Source organism: Blautia sp. AM42-2 (assembly GCF_003480245.1).
Lineage (GTDB): Bacteria > Bacillota > Clostridia > Lachnospirales > Lachnospiraceae > Fusicatenibacter > Fusicatenibacter saccharivorans.
In genome coordinates, this window is the sequence record NZ_QUIM01000001.1 from 330266 (window position 1) to 352221 (window position 21956).

At 50.3% G+C, this 21956-nt stretch carries 22 protein-coding genes and 1 pseudogene; 21 read left to right on the top strand and 2 right to left on the bottom strand.

All coding sequences use genetic code 11. The features are described 5' to 3' along the window. Positions 1 to 13 precede the first annotated feature (13 nt). From DW915_RS01590 to DW915_RS01600, 3 genes are all read left to right on the top strand, one after another. A complete protein-coding gene (locus tag DW915_RS01590; RefSeq protein WP_022461894.1) occupies positions 14 to 1693 on the top strand; it encodes a DAK2 domain-containing protein in 1680 nt (559 codons plus the stop codon). Between the two features lie 18 nt (positions 1694 to 1711). Next, a complete protein-coding gene (gene recG / locus DW915_RS01595; RefSeq protein ID WP_118741426.1) occupies positions 1712 to 3766 on the top strand; it encodes an ATP-dependent DNA helicase RecG in 2055 nt (684 codons plus the stop codon). A 264-nt stretch (positions 3767 to 4030) separates the two neighbouring features. Further along, the gene (locus DW915_RS01600; protein ID WP_055265199.1) at positions 4031 to 4549 is read left to right on the top strand and encodes a DUF6465 family protein; all 519 of its coding nucleotides are present in this window, start codon (positions 4031 to 4033) and stop codon (positions 4547 to 4549) included. Between the two features lie 112 nt (positions 4550 to 4661). On the opposite strand, the gene DW915_RS01605 is transcribed toward DW915_RS01600, so the two are convergent. After that, on the bottom strand, positions 4662 to 4883 hold the full coding sequence (locus tag DW915_RS01605) for an alpha/beta-type small acid-soluble spore protein (protein ID WP_022461891.1): 222 nt from the start codon (positions 4881 to 4883) through the stop codon (positions 4662 to 4664). A 296-nt stretch (positions 4884 to 5179) separates the two neighbouring features. Between DW915_RS01605 and DW915_RS01615 the strand changes: the two genes are divergently transcribed. Genes DW915_RS01615 through DW915_RS01630 form a run of 4 tightly spaced genes read left to right on the top strand, consistent with a single transcriptional unit; the run spans position 5180 to position 7344 of the window. Continuing rightward, positions 5180 to 5581, top strand: a complete 402-nt coding sequence (locus DW915_RS01615) for a methylglyoxal synthase (RefSeq protein WP_022461890.1) — start codon at positions 5180 to 5182, stop codon at positions 5579 to 5581. 40 nt (positions 5582 to 5621) lie between these two features. Then, entirely contained in the window at positions 5622 to 6200 is a 579-nt protein-coding gene (gene rsmD, locus DW915_RS01620; protein WP_022461889.1) for a 16S rRNA (guanine(966)-N(2))-methyltransferase RsmD, read from the top strand. Further along, complete coding sequence (gene coaD / locus DW915_RS01625; RefSeq protein WP_055265195.1) at positions 6197 to 6709, top strand: pantetheine-phosphate adenylyltransferase; 513 nt, start codon at positions 6197 to 6199, stop codon at positions 6707 to 6709. The genes rsmD and coaD overlap by 4 nt, the downstream gene beginning before the upstream one ends. A gap of 11 nt (positions 6710 to 6720) precedes the next feature. Next, the gene (locus DW915_RS01630) at positions 6721 to 7344 is read left to right on the top strand and encodes a hypothetical protein (RefSeq protein ID WP_055265193.1); all 624 of its coding nucleotides are present in this window, start codon (positions 6721 to 6723) and stop codon (positions 7342 to 7344) included. Here DW915_RS01630 and DW915_RS01635 read toward each other — a convergent pair. Then, positions 7318 to 8268 carry a nucleoside recognition domain-containing protein gene (locus DW915_RS01635; protein WP_118741427.1) on the bottom strand — a complete coding sequence of 317 codons (951 nt, stop codon included), beginning with the start codon at positions 8266 to 8268 and terminating at the stop codon, positions 7318 to 7320. The two genes, DW915_RS01630 and DW915_RS01635, sit on opposite strands and share 27 nt — an antisense overlap. A 76-nt stretch (positions 8269 to 8344) precedes the next feature. Between DW915_RS01635 and DW915_RS01640 the strand changes: the two genes are divergently transcribed. The 14 genes and pseudogenes from DW915_RS01640 to hisI all read left to right on the top strand — a co-directional run. Then, positions 8345 to 9805 (top strand): aminoacyl-histidine dipeptidase, encoded by a 1461-nt coding sequence (locus tag DW915_RS01640; protein WP_118741428.1) that lies wholly within the window; start codon positions 8345 to 8347, stop codon positions 9803 to 9805. Between the two features lie 158 nt (positions 9806 to 9963). Continuing rightward, complete coding sequence (locus DW915_RS01645; protein WP_055218019.1) at positions 9964 to 10776, top strand: GTP pyrophosphokinase; 813 nt, start codon at positions 9964 to 9966, stop codon at positions 10774 to 10776. A 24-nt stretch (positions 10777 to 10800) separates the two neighbouring features. Next, the gene (locus DW915_RS01650; RefSeq protein WP_118640437.1) at positions 10801 to 12174 is read left to right on the top strand and encodes an RsmB/NOP family class I SAM-dependent RNA methyltransferase; all 1374 of its coding nucleotides are present in this window, start codon (positions 10801 to 10803) and stop codon (positions 12172 to 12174) included. Then, positions 12171 to 12929: a pseudouridine synthase gene (locus tag DW915_RS01655; protein ID WP_055226362.1), complete on the top strand. Its 759-nt coding sequence runs from the start codon at positions 12171 to 12173 to the stop codon at positions 12927 to 12929. Before DW915_RS01650 ends, DW915_RS01655 begins: the two co-directional genes overlap by 4 nt. A 3-nt stretch (positions 12930 to 12932) precedes the next feature. Further along, a complete protein-coding gene (locus tag DW915_RS01660) occupies positions 12933 to 14876 on the top strand; it encodes a YgiQ family radical SAM protein (protein WP_055218016.1) in 1944 nt (647 codons plus the stop codon). A 51-nt stretch (positions 14877 to 14927) separates the two neighbouring features. Further along, complete coding sequence (locus DW915_RS01665; RefSeq protein ID WP_022461880.1) at positions 14928 to 15545, top strand: DUF4191 family protein; 618 nt, start codon at positions 14928 to 14930, stop codon at positions 15543 to 15545. Between the two features lie 12 nt (positions 15546 to 15557). After that, positions 15558 to 16544: an RluA family pseudouridine synthase gene (locus DW915_RS01670; protein WP_055218012.1), complete on the top strand. Its 987-nt coding sequence runs from the start codon at positions 15558 to 15560 to the stop codon at positions 16542 to 16544. Beyond that, entirely contained in the window at positions 16541 to 17119 is a 579-nt protein-coding gene (lepB, locus tag DW915_RS01675; RefSeq protein ID WP_022461878.1) for a signal peptidase I, read from the top strand. Before DW915_RS01670 ends, lepB begins: the two co-directional genes overlap by 4 nt. A gap of 25 nt (positions 17120 to 17144) precedes the next feature. Then, on the top strand, positions 17145 to 17693 hold the full coding sequence (locus DW915_RS01680) for a Holliday junction resolvase RecU (RefSeq protein WP_118741540.1): 549 nt from the start codon (positions 17145 to 17147) through the stop codon (positions 17691 to 17693). Positions 17694 to 17800: 107 nt separating this feature from the next. Next, positions 17801 to 19042 (top strand): ATP phosphoribosyltransferase regulatory subunit, encoded by a 1242-nt coding sequence (hisZ, locus tag DW915_RS01685; RefSeq protein ID WP_118600646.1) that lies wholly within the window; start codon positions 17801 to 17803, stop codon positions 19040 to 19042. A gap of 21 nt (positions 19043 to 19063) precedes the next feature. Beyond that, positions 19064 to 19702 (top strand): ATP phosphoribosyltransferase, encoded by a 639-nt coding sequence (hisG, locus tag DW915_RS01690; RefSeq protein WP_022461875.1) that lies wholly within the window; start codon positions 19064 to 19066, stop codon positions 19700 to 19702. After that, the gene (gene hisD, locus DW915_RS01695) at positions 19699 to 20997 is read left to right on the top strand and encodes a histidinol dehydrogenase (RefSeq protein ID WP_055226357.1); all 1299 of its coding nucleotides are present in this window, start codon (positions 19699 to 19701) and stop codon (positions 20995 to 20997) included. The genes hisG and hisD overlap by 4 nt, the downstream gene beginning before the upstream one ends. 54 nt (positions 20998 to 21051) lie before the next feature. Next, positions 21052 to 21588, top strand: coding sequence for an imidazoleglycerol-phosphate dehydratase HisB (gene hisB / locus DW915_RS01700; RefSeq protein ID WP_243033775.1), 537 nt, complete (start codon positions 21052 to 21054; stop codon positions 21586 to 21588). 55 nt (positions 21589 to 21643) lie between these two features. Beyond that, positions 21644 to 21955: pseudogene (gene hisI, locus DW915_RS01705) on the top strand (phosphoribosyl-AMP cyclohydrolase); the annotation flags it as partial. Between the last annotated feature and the right edge of the window lies 1 nt (position 21956).

A 21956-nucleotide genomic window follows, 5' to 3' on the forward strand; every position in this document is an offset into this window, starting at 1 on the left:
GGAAATGAAGAAAGTGGCTACAAATACAATTGATGCCGGCTTACTGGCAAAAATGTTTCTGGCTGGTGCAAAAAATCTGGAAGTAAAGAAAGAGTGGATCAATGAGCTGAACGTGTTCCCGGTACCGGACGGCGACACAGGTACCAACATGACGCTGACGATCATGTCCGCAGTCAAGGAAGTAAACTCGCTCACAGAAGTGAACATGTACAACCTTTCCAAGGCAATCTCTTCCGGTTCTCTGCGCGGTGCCAGAGGTAACTCCGGCGTTATTCTTTCCCAGCTCCTTCGTGGCTTTACCAAGAAGATCCGCGACTATCAAGAGCTGAATGCAGAGATTCTTGCAGAGGCAATGGAAAAAGCAGTCGAGACTGCATACAAAGCCGTTATGAAGCCAAAAGAAGGTACCATCCTGACCGTGGCAAAGGGAGCAGCAGAGAAAGCAGCAGAGCTTGCACCGGAAAGCGAAGATCTGAACGCATTCATCGAGGACGTTCTCGCGCATGCAGAGTACGTGCTCTCCCAGACACCAGAGATGCTGCCGGTATTAAAAGAGGCAGGCGTTGTGGATTCCGGCGGACAGGGTCTCTTAACCGTACTGCAGGGCGCATATGACGCGTTCCTCGGGAAAGAGATTGATCTGAATTTCGAGATGCCGGAAGCAAAGACAGAATTTGTCAGACCGTCCAAAGAGACAGAAAAAGAAATCAAATTCGGCTACTGCACCGAGTTTATCATTATGCTGGAAAACCCGCTTCCGGATGAAGAGGTTTATGCATTCAAAGATTTCCTGAACGGAATCGGAGATTCGATCGTTCTCGTTGCAGACGATGAGCTGGTTAAGGTACACGTACATACCAACGATCCTGGAAAAGCAATTTCCAAGGCGCTGACGTACGGACAGCTGACCAGAATGAAGATCGACAACATGCGTGAGGAGCATCAGGAGCGCCTGATCAAGAACGCAGAAAAGATCGCAGCACAGCAGGCAGAGGAAGATAAGAAGAGAAAAGAAGCAGCAAAACAGCCGCCGAAGGAGAACGGATTCATCGCCGTGTCCATCGGAGAGGGAATCAAAGAGATCTTCCAGGGACTCGGTGTTGATTACCTGATCGAGGGCGGTCAGACCATGAACCCGAGCACCGAGGATATGCTGACTGCAATTGAGAAGGTCAATGCAAAGAATATCTTTATTCTGCCGAACAACAAAAATATCATCCTCGCAGCAAATCAGGCAAAAGCCATGACTGAGGACAAAAATATCATCGTTGTTCCGACCAAAACCGTTCCGCAGGGCATCACAGCCATGATCAGCTATGTGCCGGAGAAATCTGCAGAAGAGAACGAGGAGGCCATGACAGAGGGCATCCAGATGGTAAAAACCGGTCAGGTAACGTACGCGGTACGTGATACCCACATCGATGAGAAAGAGATCCATCAGGGCGACATCATGGGACTTGGCGATCATGGACTTCTCGCTGTCGGACAGGATATTCTTACCGTTGCAGAAGAAACCATCCGCGCCATGGTCGATGAGGACAGCGAGCTGATCAGCATCTACTACGGTGAAGATATGAGTGAGGAAGATGCCGAAAGCCTTGGCGAAAAAATCGAGCAGGCATATCCGGACTGCGATGTGGAAGTAAACTATGGCGGACAGCCGATTTACTACTGTGTCGTTTCGGTTGAATAAGAGTAAGGAAAGAAAAATATGAATACGGAACCCCTGACAACACTGAAGGGGATCGGTGAAAAAACGGAGAAGCTGTTTGCAAAAGTAGGAATCTACAATTTGCAGCAGCTTCTGCATTATTATCCAAGAGATTATGACTGCTATGCAGAGCCGGTTCCCCTTCGCGAATGCAGACAAGAGGAAAAGAATGCGGTATACGGAAGAATTGTCCACAGTCCGTCGGTAAAAGGAAACCAGAGAAAGAGCGTCGTTGTCCTGGAACTCTACGAGGAGCCGGTGCGGCTGCAGCTTACCTGGTTTAATATGCCGTTTCTGCGGAGCACGCTGAAGAAAGGCAGTGTTTTTATCTTCCGCGGAAAGATACAGGAAAAATCAGGCCGTCTCGTGATGGAGCAGCCGGAAATCTTCACTCCTGCCGCATACCATGAGCTTCTGGCAAGTCTTCAGCCGGTTTATGGGCTGACAGCCGGTCTCACGAACAAGATGGTGAGCAAGGCCGTTGCACAGGTGCTGGAACGATGCGCACCTGCGCAGGACTATCTGCCGGAAAAAATCCGTGCCCGGTATGAACTCTGTGAAATCAATTATGCCCTCCATGAGGTTCATTTTCCAAAAGACCAGGAGCATCTGGAAACGGCGCGGCGCAGAATTGTGTTCGAAGAGTTTTTTCTCTTCATCCTGTCCCTGCGGCAGTTAAAAGAGCAGACGGAGGGAATTACCAATGTGTTCCCGATCCGCGCCGTCTGGAAGACGGAGGAAGTCATCGAAAATATGCCGTACCGTCTCACGAATGCACAGATGCGCGTGTGGGGCGAACTGGAGCGGGACTTAAAAGGCCATACCCGCATGGCGCGGCTGGTACAGGGAGATGTCGGAAGCGGAAAGACGATTCTGGCATTCCTTGCAATGATTATGACAGCTGAGAACGGCTACCAATCGGCGCTGATGGTTCCGACGGAGGTTCTGGCGCGGCAGCATTATGAATCGCTCTGCACTCTGTTGAAAGAAAACAATCTGACGGGATACAATCCCCGCCTTCTGACTGGATCCACGAAAGCAAAAGAACGCCGGGAATTCTATGCCAGTCTGGAAGACGGAAGCTGCAAAATGGTGATCGGCACACATGCACTGATTCAGGAAAAGGTACAGTACAAAAATCTGGCGCTTGTCATCACAGACGAACAGCACCGCTTCGGTGTCCGGCAGAGAACGGCACTTGCTGAAAAAGGGGAACCGCCGAATGTTCTCGTTATGAGTGCAACGCCGATTCCAAGAACCCTGGCTATCATTCTGTACGGAGATCTTTCGATTTCTGTGATTGATGAACTTCCGGCGAAGCGTCTGCCGATCAAAAACTGTGTGGTGGATACGTCTTACCGTCCAAAAGCTTACCGCTTTATCACGCGTCAGGTCGAACTGGGCCGTCAGGCGTATGTGATCTGCCCGATGGTGGAGGAGAGCGAGGGTCTGGAAGCGGAAAACGTCACCGACTATACACAGCTCCTGAAAAAAGAGCTGCCGGGCATCACAGTAGAGATGCTGCACGGACAGATGAAGGCGGCGCAGAAAAACGAGATCATGGAGCGGTTCGCCAGCGGAGAAATCCAGGTACTCGTCTCGACGACAGTCGTGGAGGTCGGTGTCAACGTGCCGAATGCGACGGTGATGATGGTGGAAAATGCCGAACGGTTCGGCCTTGCACAGCTCCATCAGCTCCGCGGACGTGTCGGAAGAGGAGAGCATCAGTCCTACTGTATTTTCATCCGCGGAAACAAAGATCAGGAGACCGCCAAACGTCTGGAAATCCTGAACCATTCGAACGACGGGTTTTATATTGCTTCGGAAGATTTGAAACTGCGCGGCAGCGGCGATCTGCTGGGAACGCGCCAGAGCGGGGATATGGAATTCCAGATGGCAGATATTTTCCGGGATGCCGATATCCTGCAGAAAGCGAGTGAGGCGGCTTCAGAACTGCTTGCCGACGATCCTTATTTTGAAAAACCGGAGCATGAACTGCTGAAAAAGGTAATGAAATCGTATCTTGATCTGGAAAACCACGACATTGGATTGTGAAAAATTACAAAAAAAATCCGGCTTTAAAATGCAAAATCGGATAAAAGTAACAGCCTGATTGGATAGTATGGAAAATGACTGTACAATTTCGTGGAAAATTCGTGCGAAATCAGATATTACTTGAAATGACAAAAAAATTCATGTATCATAAACAAGGAATCAAAAAATGTGCGGACCGTGAGTGTCAAGCGTTCGCCTGAATAATAGTTCGCAGGATGGCTCTTCCAAAATATACAGGGCCGGTCCAAATGGGAGGAAACAGATATGGTAAAGAAAAAACCAGCTGCCCAGGCTAAGACAGCAGAGAACGAGACAGTAAAAGTAGAGACCAAAGCAGCAGAAAAAACAACCGCAGCAGAGAAAGAAGCTGTAAAAGAAGTTGCAAAAGAAGTTGTAAAGGAAACTGCAGCAGCAGAGGAAGCACCTGCAAAAGCAGAAGAAAAACCGGCAGCAAAAGCTGCAAAAACAACCCGCACAACAGCAAAGAAAACAACGACAAAGAAAGCGGCTGCACCGAAAAAACCAGCAGCAGTGAAAAAGCCGGCAGAGAAAAAATCACCTGCAAAAGCAGCAAAGAAAGAAGCGGAGCAGGAGATGATTCTGCAGTTCGGCGGAAGAGAAATCAAGGAGAAAGATCTGTACGAGAGAATCCAGCAGATCTGGATCGAAGGATATGGCAAGAAAGCAGAGGAATTAAAGAGCCTGAAGGTTTATGTAAAACCGGAGGAATTTACTGCTTACTACGTAATCAATGATGATGTAACCGGAAGCATTGATCTGTAAGTATTATGTACCAGCTCTGCAGGAGCAAGAAAAAAGCGTGAGCTTTTCCGAAAAGAAAAGAGCTCACGCTTTTTGATGCCTGTTCCGGCATCAGGATGTTATACCGGGATGATTAGTACTGGCCAGAAGAACCGCCGGACATCTGGCGTTCCTGCTGCTCAATCATCTTTTTGACCATATAACCTCCGACAGAACCATTCTGTTTGGAAGTCAGGTTACCGTTGTAGCCATCACTGAGCGGCACGCCGAGTTCGCTTGCCACCTCAAATTTGAATTTGTCCAGAGCGCCTTTTGCTTCTGGTACTGCTGCGGTATTCGATGAACGATTCGCCATGTTCATTCCCTCCTTTATCTTTGTGCTTGTTAAAAGCTGCTGTGAAGCAGATCCGGATGTGTTTTTCATCTGTTCTGCTACGGTCATAGTATGTGGAAAGAAAACAAAAATAAACTTCCAGATTCTGTATTTTTTCCGGAAAAGCGGAGAAAGTAAAAGAAGAAGGAAAAATGGAACGTCAGAAAAAAATATAAAAACTGTGTAAAAAATTCACAAAAAGAATTGCGTATTGAAAATAAATTTGTTATAATTGCTGTACATGGTAGTAAAAACAGGAGAAGGGGCGGTTTGCAGTAATGAATATTGGAATCATAGCACACAACAGCAAGAAGAGTTTGATCGAGGATTTCTGTATTGCATACAAGGGAATCCTCATGAAACATGAGGTGTACGCCACCGGAACCACCGGACGGCGGATTGAAGAGGTGACGAACCTTCATGTACACAAGTTTCTGCCTGGAAGCGTAGGCGGAGACAAACAGTTTACCGAGATGATTGAACGCGGCGATATGGATATGGTAATTTTCTTTTACAATCCGACGATGATCAATCCGAAAGAGCCGGATGTCTACAAAATTATCCGTACCTGCGACCAGTACAATATCCCGATTGCAACAAATATCGGAACCGCGGAGTCTCTGATTTTGGGACTTGCAAGAGGAGATCTGGACTGGAGAGAGCAGTTGAAAGCCGACTGATCCATCAAACAAAAACAGTAAGGACGAAAATAAGACCAACATGAGAGTAATAGCAGGAAAATGCCGGAGTCTTCCATTAAAGACGGTTCCCGGCAGACAGACCCGGCCGACGACGGACCGGATCAAAGAAACCTTATTTAATATGCTTCAGCCGTATCTGCCGGATGCGCGTTTTCTCGATCTGTTCGCCGGAAGCGGGGCGATCGGAATCGAGGCGTTGAGCCGCGGCGCCGAGCGCGCGTGGTTCGTAGAGCAGAACAAAGCTGCAGCAGACTGTATCCGGCAGAATTTAAAATTTACGAAGCTGGAACAGCAGGCAGTGCTCCTGCCCATGGAAGCGCATGCAGCTCTGCAGTCGCTTCAGGGACAGGAGCCTTTTGACTGCATTTTTATGGACCCGCCATACGATAAGGGACTGGAAAAGGACGTGCTGTATGCGTTCCGCGACGCCTCTTTTATCGGTGAGGATACCTTAATTATTGTAGAAGCATCGCTGAATACTGATTTCGACTGGGCGGAGGATGCCGGATACGAAATTCTGAAGAAAAAAATCTATAAGACAAATGTCCATGTATTCCTTACCCCGAAAAGCAAACACGAAGGAGTAAAAGAATCATGAAGACAGCCGTATACCCGGGAACTTTTGACCCTGTAACGTATGGTCATCTGGATGTTATCTTGCGTGCATCCAAGCTTTTTGACCGCGTAATCGTGGGAGTTTTACATAATTCCTCAAAATCTCCGTTGTTTTCTGTGGAAGAACGTGTTAATATACTAAAGAAAGCGACCCAGGACATTCCAAATGTCGAAGTCCGTTCTTTCAGCGGGCTCGCTGTTGATTTTGCGAAGGAATGCCAGGCGCATACGATCGTCCGCGGACTCCGCGCGATCACAGACTTTGAATATGAACTGCAGATGGCACAGACGAACCGCGTTCTGGAACCGGAAGTAGATACCACGTTTCTGATTACCTCGCTGGAGTATGCGTACCTCAGCTCCACGGTAGTAAAAGAAGTAGCTGCTTTTGGCGGCGACATTCACAAATTTGTTCCGGATTTTGTGGAAAAAGAAATCCGCGCAAAGTATGCCGCCCGAAATTCAGAAGGAATGCCGCAGGATAAAAGATAAGGAGAATTAAAATGAGCAGCAGAATTGAACAGATCATCGAAGAAATTGAGGAGTATGTAGAGAGCTGTAAATATCAGCCGCTGTCTACCACCAAAATCGTTGTAAATAAAGAAGAATTAGAAGAGCTTCTCCGTGAGCTCCGTCTGAAAACACCGGACGAGATCAAACGGTACCAGAAGATCATCAGCAACAAAGATGCGATTCTGGCAGATGCACAGAACAAGGCAGATGCCATCATTGCAGAGGCACAGGCAAAGGCAAGAGAGATGGTAGAGCAGAGTGAAGTGATGCAGTCAGCATACGCACAGGCAAATGAGACCGTCAACAATGCAAACCAGCAGGCACAGGAAATCCTGGATGCTGCAACCAACGATGCCAACAGCATCCGTCTCGGTGCCATCGGATATACCGATGATATGCTTGCCAACTTAAGCAATATTATGACGACTGCATTAAACGATGCAGGAGAGAAATACAACAGCTTTGTAGAATCCCTGACAAGCTGCTACAATACCGTTGTTCAGAACAGAAGTGAGCTCTCCCCGCAGGGTGCTCCGGAAGAAGAGCAGCCAGAGGAAGAAGTTGTCGTACCGGAATATGATCCGGCATCAGAAGAGGAAAGCGAAGAGGAATAAACCAAGCGTTCCTGCGAAAGCAGCACAGCAGAGCTTCCCGGCAAGATAAGGCCAGAGGGGCAGACCGCTGTTATGGATCATACAGTTTGTCTGGGCAGCGACAGAGAGACCGCCGAAGGCGGCGCAGGTAAGGACAGCAGAGACTTTTCCGGCGTAAGGAAGAGAGGACGCGGTAAGCTGTGCGATTCCCGTCGTGATTTCCAGCACGCCGCAGAGCAGGGGCGAGGCGGAACCAAACGGATGCAGATCCATCAGAAGTCCGGACAGAATGGAAAACAGGATGATGTATCCGCCAAGCTGTGTAATGATTTCAAATCCGTTCATGATAGAGGTGTCCAGCAGGTTTCCTTTGGAAGTCTGTTTTGACATCTCTTTTTTTTCCACGGAATGTGTCCGATGGGCGGTGTGCCGGTGCAGGCGGAAGCGGCGGAAAACAAGCCGGAACAGAAAACCAGTTAGAAAATTGGAACCGTAGAGCACGCCGAAGACGAACCCGGGATGGATCTGTCCGGAAAACGCAGTTAAGATAACATAGGAAGACAGAAAAGCAGGACTCGGACTGCTGCAGAAGGTTAAAAGATAGCACGCTTCGTTCCGGTCAATTTCTTCTGCCTCATAGAGCTGGGCAGTGATGCGCGCTCCCATGGGAAAACCGCAGAAAAGACCGAGAAAAAGTGCATAAAACCCAGCCGGGGAAAGACCGAAAACCGTTTGAAAAAAAACTTCTGCACGGGCAGAGATCCGCCGCGCGGCTCCTGTTTCCAGAAGAAGAGATGTCAGAATCAGAAACGGCAGAAGTGACGGAAGAATGGTATGAAACCAGAGATTGACACCCTCGCAGGCATAGAAAAAAGTCCGCGCGGGAAAGATAAGAAGACAGAAAAAAAGAAGCAGGGAAGAGAGAAATAAAAGTGATTTTTTCATGACGTTCGAACCTCCTCCCGCTTTCTAAAATAGAGTATGACGAAGCTTTGAAAAAAAGAAGATGGGAGAAGAAAAAATGAGCGTATTAGCAGGATTAAAACCAGAACGTGTATTTTATTATTTTGAAGAGCTCTGCCGCATTCCGCACGGCTCCGGAAACACAAAAGAAGTGAGCGACTATCTGGTTCAGTTTGCAAGGGACCATGAATTATCCTGGTATCAGGATGCGTCCAACAACGTGGTCATCCGCCGCCCGGCATCGAAGGGATGTGAATTGGCTCCGACCGTGATTCTGCAGGGCCACTGCGATATGGTCTGCGAGAAGAAGCCGGGCAGCAGCCACGATTTTACGAAGGACGGCCTTGAGCTTCACATCGACGGCGATGAGATTTATGCCAGGGACACGACGCTTGGCGGAGACGACGGAATTGCCGTTGCCTATATGCTGGCTGTGCTGGAATCGGATGATCTGCAGCTTCCGGCCATCGAGGCACTGATTACGACGGATGAAGAGATCGGACTGCTCGGCGCAGCAGCATTAAACGGGAATGAATTAAAGGGAAGAACACTGTTAAATATGGATTCTGAAGAGGAAGGCATTCTCACCGTATCATGCGCAGGCGGTATGACAGCCATGATGGATCTGCCGGTGCGCAGAAGCGAAGTGATGGGTGAGCAGATGGAAGTGACGATTTCCGGTCTTGCCGGTGGCCATTCCGGTACGGAAATCCACAAAAACCGTGCCAACTCCAACATTCTGGCGGGCCGTTTCCTGTACGAACTGGCAGGAAAGATGGATTATGCCCTGATCGAGCTGGAGGGCGGTTTAAAAGACAACGCCATTCCGCGGACAACCCGCATGCTTCTTGCCATCGACGGCGGAGAGAAAGAGATCTTAAAAGAGGAAGCATCACGCTTCACCGAAAATCTTTGCAGAGAGTACAGCGGAACAGATGACGGTATTACCGTTACGGTAGCGAAAACAGGCGAGGGCGCTGCACCGGCGCTTCATCCGGTCAGCCTGCAGAAAACCGTCTTTTTCCTGATGAATCTTCCGAACGGGGTACAGAAGATGAGCGGCCAGATCCCGGGACTGGTGGAAACATCCCTGAACCTCGGTATTCTGAAATTAGAGTCGGATCACCTGCATGCGTGTGCAAGTGTGCGGAGCTCCGTGGGAAGTGCAAAGGAAGCCCTTTCCGACAAGCTGGAGTATCTGATCGGTTTCCTGGGCGGTGAGTTCCACGTAGAGGGCGCGTACCCGGCATGGGAGTATAAAGAGGATTCTGCCCTCCGCGATCTGATGGTGGCGGAATATGAAGCCATGTATGGACAGAAACCGGCAGTGGAAGCGATTCATGCCGGACTGGAATGCGGTCTGTTCTATGAAAAGCTTTCCGGTCTTGACTGTGTATCTTTCGGCCCGAACATGAAAGCAATTCACACGACCGAGGAGCGGCTTTCGATTTCCTCCGTGGAGAGAACGTATCAGTACCTGTGCCGCGTTCTGGAGCAGCTTTCGAAACGGCAGGCATAAAAAACTGCCCGTGTCTATTTCAAAAAAGTTTCTGAAAAACAGTCATAAAACAGAAAAGACAGGCATAAAGTAACAGGGTGGGGATTGAATTTCCAAAGCGTTTACCATCCGATAAGAAAAATGGCTGAAAGCAGGAGCAAAAAAGGAGATTAGGGGACATGGATATACTGTTATGGCATGAGATTCTGGAACCATACGAGCTGGCTGTCAAGGAATTACAGGTGAAATTCCGGCATCTGATCAAGGAGCACCACGGAAAAGGGCTGTACTCACCGATCGAGAGCGTGAGCGGCCGTGTGAAGAGTGTTTCCAGTATTCTGGAAAAAATGCAGAGAAAGGGCATTGTGCCCGAAGAGATGGAGGAGCAGGTGGAGGATATCGCGGGCATCCGCATCATCTGCCAGTTCGTTGAAGATATTGAAAAGGTTGCCGACCTGATCCAGAAGCGGTCGGATATTGAGATTAAGAGCGAGAAAGACTACATCCGCCACATGAAGGACAGCGGTTACCGGAGTTATCACCTCATTGTTTACTATACCGTGGAGACGATGAACGGCCCGAAGCGCATCCAGGTGGAAATCCAGATCCGCACGATGGCGATGGATTTCTGGGCGACGATTGAGCACTCGCTGCAGTACAAATATAAGGCAAACATTCCGGATCACATCCGGGAGCGCTTAAGCGCAGCTGCAAAGGCGATTATTGTGCTGGATAATGAGATGTCCTCTGTGCGGAGTGAGATTATGGATGCACAGAATTCCTCCCAGATACAGCGGAATCTGATCACGGATATCCTGAATAATATCGAGAATCTTTACAAGGTGACGAACAAACGCGAAGTAGAAAAAATTCAGGATGAGTTTTATCACATCTATGCGCAGAACGATCTGCAGGAGTTAAAACGGTTCCACAAAGAACTGGATCTGATTGCAGAGGGATACCGCGCACAGGCAATTACAGACGAACTTTAGAACAAAAGGGGATAAACGGATATGATCACACTGCCGGAAGCCTTTGAGCAGGAGATGAAACAGCTGCTCGGTGAGGAAGAATATGAGGCATACCGCAAGACATTTGACGAGGCGGTACATAGAGGACTGCGGGTAAACAACGGAAAAATTTCGACAGAAGAGTTTCTTAGGCGGACCGATATTCCGCTTAAGAAGGTTCCGTGGATCCCAAATGGATTTTATTACGATGAAGAGAGCTGCAATCCGGCAAAGGATGCCGATTACTATGCGGGCCTGTATTATCTGCAGGAGCCGAGTGCGATGACACCGGCATCCCGCCTTCCAATTGAGCCGGATGACCGTGTGCTCGATCTCTGTGCGGCACCGGGCGGAAAGGCAACGGAGCTGGGAAGCCGGATCGGTGAGGGCGGCATGCTGCTGGCAAACGATATCAGCAATTCGCGGGCGAAGGCGTTGCTGCGCAACCTGGAAATCCAGGGAGTGGGACGTCTTCTCGTGACGAGCGAGGATCCGGAAAAATTAGTAACCTTGTATCCGGCCTTTTTTGACAAGATCCTTCTTGACGCGCCGTGCTCTGGGGAGGGCATGTTCCGAAAAGAGAGCTCAATGCTGCGCTACTACAGTGAAAATGGGCCGGAGCATTATGTGCCGATCCAGAAAAAACTGATCGAGCAGGCGTATCAGATGCTTGCAGAGGGCGGAGAGCTGCTGTACTCTACCTGTACGTTTTCTGTAAAGGAGAACGAAGAGGTCATCGCAGGGCTGCTGGATGCGCATCCGGATATGGAAGTACAGGAGATTACCCCGGGTTACGAAGGGTTTGCGCCGGGAGTATCCGTGAATGGCCGCGATCTTTCCCGGTGCGTTCATATTTTCCCGCAGCGGATGGAGGGAGAAGGCCATTTCGTGGCGCTCCTGAAAAAGCAGGGAGAGAGCCGGAAACGGCAGCCTTCCCGCCTTTTGGAAACGACAAAGAAGCTGCCGAAAGAGGCGGAAGAGTTTCTTGCTGGCGTGCGCATGGACTGGAAGAATGGTTCGTTTGCCCTTGTGAAAGACCAGCTCTATTTTCTGCCGGAAGGTGTCTGTGCGGCAAAGGGTCTGCGCTATCTGCGGACCGGACTTTCGCTTGGCACCGTAAAGAAAAACCGCCTCGAGCCGTCCCAGGCGCTGGCGGCGTATCTGAAAAAAGAAGAATACGTTTCGTGTTTGACCATTCCCAAGGGAGATGACCGTGTCATGCGCTACTTAAAGGGTGAGACACTCTCGTTTTCCGAGGAAGAGTGTCAGGGGAAAAAGGGCTGGGTGCTTGTGTGCCTGGATGATTTCCCACTTGGCTGGGGAAAAATAAACAACGGAACGTTAAAGAATAAATATTATGCAGGATGGCGGATGGTATGAGTAAATTACGACTCGATAAATATCTGGCGGACATGGGTGTGGGAACACGCCAGGAAGTAAAGGCCCTGATCCGGAAGGGACGGGTGGCCGTAGACGGAATTACGGCAAAAGCCCCGGAACTGAAAGTCGACCCGGATGAAGCGCAGGTGACTGTGGACGGAAACAGCATTTCCTATGTGAAAATGGAATACTGGATGCTCCACAAACCGGCGGGTGTCGTCTCTGCGACGGAGGACCGCCGTGACCGGACCGTACTCGATCTTTTAAGTGATGCGGCAAGAAAAGACCTCTTTCCGGTCGGACGGCTCGACAAGGACACCGAAGGGCTGCTGCTGATTACGAACGACGGAGCCCTTTCCCACCGGCTGCTCTCTCCGAAATCGCATGTCTCGAAAGTGTATGAGGCCGTGATTGACGGAAAAGTGAAAGAAGAAGATCGGCAGGCATTTGCCGAAGGACTCGACATTGGGGACGACAAACCGACACTTCCGGCCGAGCTTACCATTCTGGAAACGATAGAAAAAGAGCCTGGCATTTTTGAAAGCCGGATCCGCATTACCATCTGTGAGGGCCGCTTCCACCAGATCAAGCGCATGTTTGAGAAGGTCGGAAAAACGGTCGTCTATTTGAAACGGCTGTCGATGGGGAGCCTGGAACTTGATCCGGCGCTGCCAAAGGGCAGTGCCCGTCTCCTGACGCAGGAAGAAAAAGCGGCGCTTGGCATAGCGGACGCCGAAACACAGAAAGGAAAGTAAAGCATGCCTTTTTTACCAATTACAAGAGAAGAGATGAAGGAACGGGGAATCGAACAGTTTGACTTTGTCTATGTCATCGGAGATGCCTACGTGGACCATTCCTCGTTCGGACCGGCAATCATCAGCCGTGTGCTCGAGGCGAACGGCTATTCCGTCGGCATCATCTCACAGCCGGACTGGAAGGACGAGAACAGCATTTCGATTTTCGGTGAACCGCGTCTTGGCTTTCTTGTCTCTTCCGGAAATATGGATTCCATGGTCAACCATTATACCGTGGCGAAAAAGCACCGAAAAACAGATGCCTTTACGCCGGGCGGTGTCATGGGAAAACGGCCGGACCGCGCGGTTACCGTGTACGGCAATCTGATCCGGAGAACGTATAAACATACACCGATGATCCTCGGCGGCATCGAGGCATCGCTCCGGCGCCTTTCGCATTACGATTACTGGTCTGACCAGGTGCGCCGCTCCGTCCTTCTCGATTCCGGTGCGGATCTGATTTCGTACGGAATGGGAGAACTTTCGATCGTAGCGATTGCAGATGCACTTGCGGCCGGCATTGACGTTCATGACATCACCTTTATTCCGGGAACCGTTTATCGGAGCAAAACGCTGGATCACCTGATTGACCCGGTGGTGCTGCCGTCATTCGAGGAGGTGCGGGAGAGCAAGCGGACGTATGCGGAGAGCTTTGCGATTCAGTATAAAAATACCGATGCCATCAATGCGAAGCCGATGGCAGAGCCGTATGAGGGCCAGGGCTACATTGTACAGAATCCGCCTTCCCGTCCTTTGACAGAGCAGGAGATGGATGATGTCTATGCGCTTCCATACATGCGCGCCTATCACCCAAGCTATGAAAAAGACGGCGGTGTGCCGGCGCTTGGAGAAATCAAATACAGTCTGACGAGCAACCGCGGCTGCTTTGGATCCTGCAGTTTCTGCGCGCTGACGTTCCACGAGGGACGCGTTGTGCAGACAAGAAGCCACGAATCCATTCTGGCGGAAGCGCGGCAGATGGTTCAGGAAAAAGAATTTAAAGGCTATATTCACGATGTCGGCGGCCCGACGGCGGATTTCCGCGGTCCGGCATGCAAAAAGCAGCTCACCAAAGGCGCCTGCCCGAACCGGAACTGTCTCTTCCCGGAGCCGTGTAAAAATATGGTGGCAGATCACAGAGATTATGTGAAGCTGCTGCGGGAATTAAAAGACATTCCGGGCGTGAAGAAAGTCTTTATCCGCTCCGGCATCCGTTTTGACTATGTCCTGGCCGATAAAGACCAGACGTTCCTTTCCGAGCTGGTAAAGGATCACGTCAGCGGTCAGCTCCGCGTTGCGCCGGAGCACGTTTCGAACCGTGTGCTTTCCTATATGGGAAAACCGCGCCACGAAGTATATCAGGAATTTATCCGCCGCTTCGATGCGTGCAACAAAAAGACGGGGAAGCAGCAGTACGCACTTCCGTATTTTATGTCGTCCCATCCGGGGTGTGACTTGGAGGATGCGGTGGAGCTTGCCGAGTACATCCGCGATATGGGATTTATCCCGGAGCAGGCACAGGACTTCTATCCGACGCCTTCCACACTTTCCACCTGTATGTACTATACCGGTCTTGACCCGCGGACGATGGATCCGGTTTACGTGCCGAAATCGCCGCATGAGAAGGCGATGCAGCGTGCGCTGATTCAGTACCGGAATCCGGAGAACTATGAGCTCGTCTGCGAGGCACTGCGCCGGACACACCGGGAGGATCTGATCGGATTCGGACCGAAATGTCTCGTACGGCCGAGAAAGATGGCCGGGGAGGCAGGAAAACCGTCAAGAGGAAAAGGGTCCAACGGAAAAGGCTTTGGCCAGAAGACGGCGAATGACCGTTCCGGACAGGGAAAAGCCAAAACAGGCGGACGGCCGAAAAAGACGCTCCGCAACGTGCACAAAAAGAAATAAACACGCAGAAGATGAGCGGGGATCTTATCGAAGAAGGGAAATGACAGAAGAATGAAGATCAGAAAAGGGGATTACGGCTATATCCGCCGGGAAAAGAAAAAAAGACTGCTTGTGACACTGGGACTGTTCGTCCTTCCGGCCATCGTTTTTATTGTCGGACTTGTGCTTGCAGACGGAAACAAGAGCAACATTTTTACGGTTGTCGCCGTAGTAGGCTGTCTGCCGGGCTGCCGCGCCGCCGTCGGTTTTATCATGATGGTTATGCAAAAGCCAGTGGACAAAGCAGTGTACGATGCCATTGAGGCAAAAAAAGGAAAACTGCTGATGGGATATGAAATGTATATCACACAGGAAAAATCGAGTCTGATGATCGAAGCAGCGGCGTTCTGCGGTGAGGAGATCGCCTGCTACACCACGCGCGCCAAAGACCAGAAACAGATCGAGGACTGCACTACGTATCTGAACAAGATCATCCGTGCCAACGGCTACAAATGCCATGTGAAGATTTTTGATCGGGAAAAAGCATTTCTGGAGCGCCTCGATTCCCTGAACCGCAACTACGATGAGCTGGAAAAGAGCGCCAGTGAAAACTTCAAACCGGATGAGCGGTACCCGGATCTGTCCCGCACGGAACTGGTGAAACACACGATGCTGGCGCTGGCACTGTAGGAGACCATTGCTATGAGAGAACTGACCGTGACAGAAAAAGACTGCGCGCAGCAGCTCATCAAATATCTGTCCAAATATATGGAGGAGGCGCCAAAGAGTTTCTTCTATAAAATGCTGCGAAAGAAAAACATTGTGCTGAACCAGAAAAAGGCGGACGGCAGTGAAAAGCTGAAAACAGGCGATACGATCCGGCTGTATCTGGCGGAAGAGACCATCGAAAAATTTCGGAAAACACCGGAAAAACCGGCGGCTGGAAAACAGGTAAAGTATCCGAAGCTGGATATCGTCTATGAAGACGAAAAAGTAATTTTCCTGAACAAGCCGGCAGGTGTCCTCTCACAGAAGGCGAAAGAGACGGATGTGAGCCTTACCGAAGCGCTCGGCGCCTATCTTTCGGAAAAAAATGCCGGGGAGGAGACCATGTTCCGCGCCGGACTCTGCAATCGTCTGGACCGGAACACCAGCGGTCTGATTCTTGCCGGAAAAACCGTTGCGGCGACGCAGCAGCTTTCAGAACTGATCGCAGAGCGGGCTGTTGGAAAATACTATCTGGCGGTTGTAAAAGGAACCGTGACAGAGACAGAGCGGATCCGCGGATACCTCACAAAAAATGAGAGGACAAACCGTGTTTCGATTCAGAGAGAGCAGCAGGGAGATGCTGTTTACATAGAAACCGCATACCGGCCGCTCTGTGCCGGAAGAGGCTGTACGCTGCTGGAGGTTGAGCTGGTGACCGGAAAGAGCCATCAGATCCGCAGCCATCTCGCGAGCATCGGTCATCCGCTTGCGGGAGATACGAAATACGGGGATGCGGAGTTTAACCGCCGCTTCCGGGAAAAATACGGACTGAAATACCAACTTCTCCATTCGTGGAAGGCGGTATTTCCAGAGCTTACGGGCACCTTATCGGATCTGTCCGGAAAAACCTTTACAGCGCCCCTGCCATCATCCGTGCGCCGGATTTTACAGGGAGAACATTTGACGGGAGAAGGATTATGAGCCGAAAAGACAACGAAAAGAAAGAAACAAAACCAAGAAAAACGGAGGAGACGAGCATCGGACGGGAAATCTGGGAATATGTAAAAATGATCGCCATTGTCGTGGCAGTCGTTGTTTTTGTGGAGCAGGTCATTGTCATCAACGCAAGAATCCCATCTCCTTCCATGGAAAACACGATTATGACCGGAGACCAGATCTTCGGTAACCGCCTTGCTTATGTAAAGAGCGATCCGCAGCGGTATGACATCGTTATTTTCTATTATCCGGACGACGAGAAGCAGAAGTTTATCAAGCGCGTCATCGGACTGCCGGGAGAGACGGTTACGATCCGCGACGGAAAGGTGTATATCAACGATTCCACCGAGCCGCTGCGCGATGATTTCTGCCCGGAAACACCGGTCGGCGATTTCGGACCGTATGAGGTGCCGGAGGGCTGCTACTTTATGCTCGGCGACAACCGGAACGTATCAAAGGATTCCCGCTACTGGCTGAATCCGTACGTAGAGAAAGACAAGATCATCGGCAAGGCCTTTCTGCGCTACTGGCCGCTGAACAAAATTTCTCTGATTGAATAAGAACAGAACGAAGACGAGGACAGGAATTATGGCATGGACATCGAGGGGACTCCGCGGATCAACGCTGGAGGAAATGATCAACCGCACAAACGAGCAGTACCGTGACAGGCATCTGGCACTGATCCAGAAGGTGCCGACGCCGATCACCCCGATCAAAATAGATAAGGAGAGCAGACACATCACGCTGGCTTATTTTGAAAAGAAGAGTACCGTTGATTACATCGGCGCTGTACAGGGCATTCCCGTCTGCTTCGATGCAAAAGAGTGCAAAACGGATTCCTTTCCGCTCGCAAACATCCACGAGCACCAGGTTACGTTTATGAAAGATTTCGAGCAGCAGGGGGGGATTTCCTTCCTGCTGCTGTATTTTACGGCGCGGGACGAATATTATTACCTGCGGTATGAAACGATGAAAACCTTCTGGGACCGCGGACAGAACGGCGGAAAGAAGCATTTTTCCTACACCGAGCTTGAAACGTCATTCTTCCTTCCCAGAACGGGAAGCAGCGTTCTCGTCCCGTACCTGAACGGAATCCAGAAGGATCTGGAGATACGGGATTCGAAAGCGGATTAAAATTTTGGGTTGACAGGGAAAATGTTTTCCGATATACTAACCATAGTTTTAAATTCAATATGGTAATATGGTAGCGAACTAAAGCGAAAAAGTGAGGACAACAAAACATGGATCGATTAATTCATACCCCGGAAGGCGTCCGGGATGTCTACAATCAGGAATGTACGAAAAAATTATACCTGGAGAATCAGATTGAGCAGGTATTTCATGCGTTTGGATATCAGGATATTGAAACACCGACGTTCGAGTTTTTTGATGTATTCGGAAGAGAAGTGGGAACAACACCGTCCCGCGAGCTCTACAAATTCTTTGACCGCGACGGCAACACCCTTGTGCTCCGTCCGGACTTTACCCCGTCGATTGCACGCGCAGCCTCCATGTATTTCATGGAAGAGACGATGCCGATCCGCCTTTGTTACAGAGGAAGCAGCTTCGTCAACAGCAGCAGCTATCAGGGCCGCTTAAAAGAGTCCACCCAGATGGGTGTCGAGCTCTTAAACGATGATTCCGCAATGGCAGACGCAGAGATCATTGCGATGACCGTAAAAGTTATGCTGGATGCCGGTCTTACCGATTTCCAGATCAGCATCGGCCACGTAGGTTTCTTCCAGGCGCTCGCCGAGGAAGCTGCTCTCGCCGAGGATGTTCTGAACGAATTAAAAGAACTGATTTCCATTAAAAATCATTTTGGCGCCGAGGAGCTGCTGGCAAAACAGAACCTTCGAAGTGATCTGTTTGAAGCACTCCGTGATGTTCCGCAGCTGTTCGGAAATGCAGAGATTCTCGAAAAGGCAAAAGGCCTTACAAGAAATCCGGCGGCAAGAGAGGCACTCGATCGTCTGGCTACGATCTATGAGATCGTTAAAGATTACGGCTATGAAAAATACGTCTTCTTCGATCTCGGCCTTTTAAGCAAATTCCATTACTACACTGGTATTATTTTCCAGGCCTACACCTACGGCACCGGCGAGCCGATCGTAAAAGGCGGCCGCTACGATGCACTGCTGCAGCACTTCGGAAAGAAAGCGCCGGCGATCGGATTCTGTACTGTCATGGAATCTCTGATGAATGCACTGGAGCGCCAGAAAATTTCTCTTCCGATTGCCAATACGAAAACGATGCTGCTCTACCCGGATTTTCTTCAGCCGCTGGCCGTAAAACTTGCTAACGAGCACAGAAGCAAGGGCATGGATGTCGCGCTGGTCTGCTTTGCAAGGGACAAGGTTCTTGCAGATTATGAAGAATACGGCAGAAAGAACCAGTTCGGCGGCATTGTCTATATTCAGAAGAGCGATTCGGTGCTTGCTATCGATTTGTCGACAGGAGAAGTACAGCCGGTGGAGCTGTAGGAGAGGAAGGGTACGAAAAAGATGAGATATTTGACCATTGCACTGACAAAAGGACGCCTGGCGTACCAGACGCTGGAGCTGCTGGAAAAAGTCGGCATCACCTGCGATGAAATGAAAAATAAAGATACGAGAAAGCTGATTTTCACGGACGAAGAGCATAAGCTCCGTTTCTTCCTCGCCAAAGGTCCGGATGTGCCGACCTATGTGGAGTACGGCGCAGCGGATATCGGAATCGTCGGAAAGGACACGATTCTGGAGGAAGGAAGACGCCTCTACGAGGTATTGGACCTTGGCTACGGCAAGTGCCGCATGTGTGTCTGCGGACCGGAATCCGCGCGTGAGCTGCTGCAGCACAACCAGCAGATCCGTGTGGCAACGAAGTACCCAAACATTGCCAAGGATTACTTCTACAACCGCAAGCACCAGACCGTTGAGATGATCAAGCTGAACGGCTCGATCGAGCTGGCACCGATTGTCGGACTTTCCGAAGTGATTGTGGATATTGTAGAGACAGGAAGCACTTTACGGGAAAACGGCCTGACCGTTCTCGAGGAGGTCTGCCCGCTGTCTGCGCGCATGGTTGTCAACCAGGTGAGCATGCGGATGGAAAATGAGAGAATTACTAAATTAATTCAGGATCTGAAAGGAGCACTGGTATGAGAATCGTAAAACTGACAAAAGAGACTACAGAAAATATTCTGGAGAATATGCTGAAACGAAGCCCGACACAGTACGGAACGTACGAGGCTTCCGTGCAGGAGATCATTGAGAATGTAAAAACAAGAAAAGACGCAGCCGTTTTCGAATATACCGAGAAATTCGACCACGCGGTACTCGATGCTTCTACCGTAGAAGTAACACAGGAAGAGATTGATGAAGCGTACAACATCGTAGATCCAGAGCTGATCGGTGTCATCCGCAGATCCATGAAAAATATCCGTGAATTCCACGAAAAACAGAAACAGAACAGCTGGTTCACCTCTACCGAGAACGGAACGATGCTTGGCCAGAAGCTGACCGCCCTGAACCGTGTCGGCGTATACGTTCCGGGAGGAAAGGCAGCGTATCCGTCCTCCGTTCTGATGAACATTCTTCCGGCAAAAGTGGCAGGAGTCAAAGAAATCTGCATGACAACGCCGTGCGGCAGAGACGGAAAAGTCAACCCGGTTGTCCTTGCGGCAGCAAAAGAAGCCGGTGCGGACCGCGTCTTTAAAATCGGCGGTGCACAGGCAATTGCAGCCCTTGCTTACGGAACCGAGAGCATTCCGAAAGTCGATAAAATCGTAGGACCTGGAAACATCTACGTTGCCCTTGCAAAGAAAGCCGTATACGGAAATGTCAGCATCGACTCCATCGCAGGCCCAAGTGAGATTCTTGTCCTTGCTGATGAGACTGCAAATCCGCGGTTCGTGGCAGCCGATCTCTTAAGCCAGGCTGAGCATGATGAGCTTGCAAGTGCGATCCTCATTACCACCTCCCAGGAGCTGGCAGAGAAGGTAAGTGAAGAGGTAGACGGTTTCTTAAAAGTCCTCTCCAGAAGCGACATCATCTCCAAATCACTGGACAACTTCGGCTACATCCTTGTCACCGATTCGCATCAGGAAGCGATCGACACCGTAGATGCCATCGCACCGGAGCACCTCGAGATCGTGACGAAGAACCCGTTTGAGGATATGATGAAGGTACATAATGCCGGTGCTATTTTCCTCGGCGAGAACTCCAGCGAGCCTCTCGGTGACTATTTTGCCGGCCCGAACCATATCCTGCCGACGAACGGAACCGCAAAATTCTTCTCCCCGCTGTCCGTAGACGATTTCGTGAAGAAATCCAGCATCATCTATTATTCCAGAGAAGCCCTTTCCGAGATCCACGAGGATATTGAGAGCTTTGCAAAATCAGAGAGCTTGACGGCACACGCCAATTCGATTGCCGTCCGTTTTGAGGGGGAAGAGTAAGTGGAGAACAGAACAGCCAGCGTAGAACGCGTGACAAAAGAAACAAAGATCCGCATGACATTAAATCTGGATGGAACGGGAAAGAGCGACATCCACACCGGCATCGGCTTTTTTGACCATATGCTCGACGGCTTTGCCCGCCACGGTCTTTTCGACCTTTCCGTTTCTGTAGACGGAGATCTTGATGTAGACGGCCACCACACGATCGAGGACACCGGTATCGTGCTCGGAACTGCAATCCGCGAGGCAGTCGGCGACAAACAGGGCATCCGCCGCTACGGCGACAGAATCCTTCCGATGGACGAGACACTGGTGCTCTCGGCCATTGACCTCTGCGGCAGACCGTATCTCTCTTTCCAGGCAGAATTTACACGGGAGAAAGTAGGAGAGATGGAGACTGAGATGGTAAAAGAATTCTTCTACGCCGTTTCCTATGCGGCGCAGATGAATCTGCATATCAAAGTGCTTGACGGCGGAAATAACCACCACATCATCGAGGCGATGTTCAAAGCATTTGCGAAGGCACTCGATGAGGCAACTTCCTTCGATCCGAGAATTGCCGGCGTGCTCTCGACCAAGGGCAGCCTGTAAGAGCAGAAAAAGAGGAGAACAAGAGATGAAACAAGCATTAAAATGTGATTTTACCTGGGCGGATTTTAAAACAAACAGCGACGGCATGGTTCCGGTTGTTGTACAGGATGCGGAAAATGACGAAGTGCTGATGCTCGCCTACATGAATGAAGAAGCGTTTGAGACGACACTGTGCCTTGGAAAAATGACGTACTGGAGCAGAAGCCGCAATGAGCTCTGGACGAAGGGACTGAGCTCCGGCCATGTGCAGTATGTAAAACAGCTTCTGATCGACTGCGACAACGATACAATCCTTGCCAAAGTAGAACAGGTCGGCGCAGCGTGCCACACCGGAAACCGCACCTGCTTTTACCGGACCCTGGCAGAAT

Bases quoted from the DNA above. Each gene is read 5' to 3' on its own strand.
- recG (WP_118741426.1), top strand. From the start codon at position 1,712: ATGAATACGGAACCCCTGACAACACTGAAGGGGATCGGTGAAAAAACG.
- DW915_RS01630 (WP_055265193.1), top strand. From the start codon at position 6,721: ATGAGCAGCAGAATTGAACAGATCATCGAAGAAATTGAGGAGTATGTA.
- coaD (WP_055265195.1), top strand. From the start codon at position 6,197: ATGAAGACAGCCGTATACCCGGGAACTTTTGACCCTGTAACGTATGGT.
- lepB (WP_022461878.1), top strand. From the start codon at position 16,541: ATGAGCCGAAAAGACAACGAAAAGAAAGAAACAAAACCAAGAAAAACG.
- DW915_RS01600 (WP_055265199.1), top strand. From the start codon at position 4,031: ATGGTAAAGAAAAAACCAGCTGCCCAGGCTAAGACAGCAGAGAACGAG.
- hisG (WP_022461875.1), top strand. From the start codon at position 19,064: ATGAGATATTTGACCATTGCACTGACAAAAGGACGCCTGGCGTACCAG.
- DW915_RS01665 (WP_022461880.1), top strand. From the start codon at position 14,928: ATGAAGATCAGAAAAGGGGATTACGGCTATATCCGCCGGGAAAAGAAA.
- DW915_RS01615 (WP_022461890.1), top strand. From the start codon at position 5,180: ATGAATATTGGAATCATAGCACACAACAGCAAGAAGAGTTTGATCGAG.
- DW915_RS01655 (WP_055226362.1), top strand. From the start codon at position 12,171: ATGAGTAAATTACGACTCGATAAATATCTGGCGGACATGGGTGTGGGA.
- DW915_RS01605 (WP_022461891.1), bottom strand. From the start codon at position 4,883: ATGGCGAATCGTTCATCGAATACCGCAGCAGTACCAGAAGCAAAAGGC.
- DW915_RS01670 (WP_055218012.1), top strand. From the start codon at position 15,558: ATGAGAGAACTGACCGTGACAGAAAAAGACTGCGCGCAGCAGCTCATC.
- DW915_RS01660 (WP_055218016.1), top strand. From the start codon at position 12,933: ATGCCTTTTTTACCAATTACAAGAGAAGAGATGAAGGAACGGGGAATC.
- DW915_RS01635 (WP_118741427.1), bottom strand. From the start codon at position 8,268: ATGAAAAAATCACTTTTATTTCTCTCTTCCCTGCTTCTTTTTTTCTGT.
- DW915_RS01645 (WP_055218019.1), top strand. From the start codon at position 9,964: ATGGATATACTGTTATGGCATGAGATTCTGGAACCATACGAGCTGGCT.
- rsmD (WP_022461889.1), top strand. From the start codon at position 5,622: ATGAGAGTAATAGCAGGAAAATGCCGGAGTCTTCCATTAAAGACGGTT.
- hisZ (WP_118600646.1), top strand. From the start codon at position 17,801: ATGGATCGATTAATTCATACCCCGGAAGGCGTCCGGGATGTCTACAAT.
- DW915_RS01640 (WP_118741428.1), top strand. From the start codon at position 8,345: ATGAGCGTATTAGCAGGATTAAAACCAGAACGTGTATTTTATTATTTT.
- hisD (WP_055226357.1), top strand. From the start codon at position 19,699: ATGAGAATCGTAAAACTGACAAAAGAGACTACAGAAAATATTCTGGAG.
- hisB (WP_243033775.1), top strand. From the start codon at position 21,052: ATGACATTAAATCTGGATGGAACGGGAAAGAGCGACATCCACACCGGC.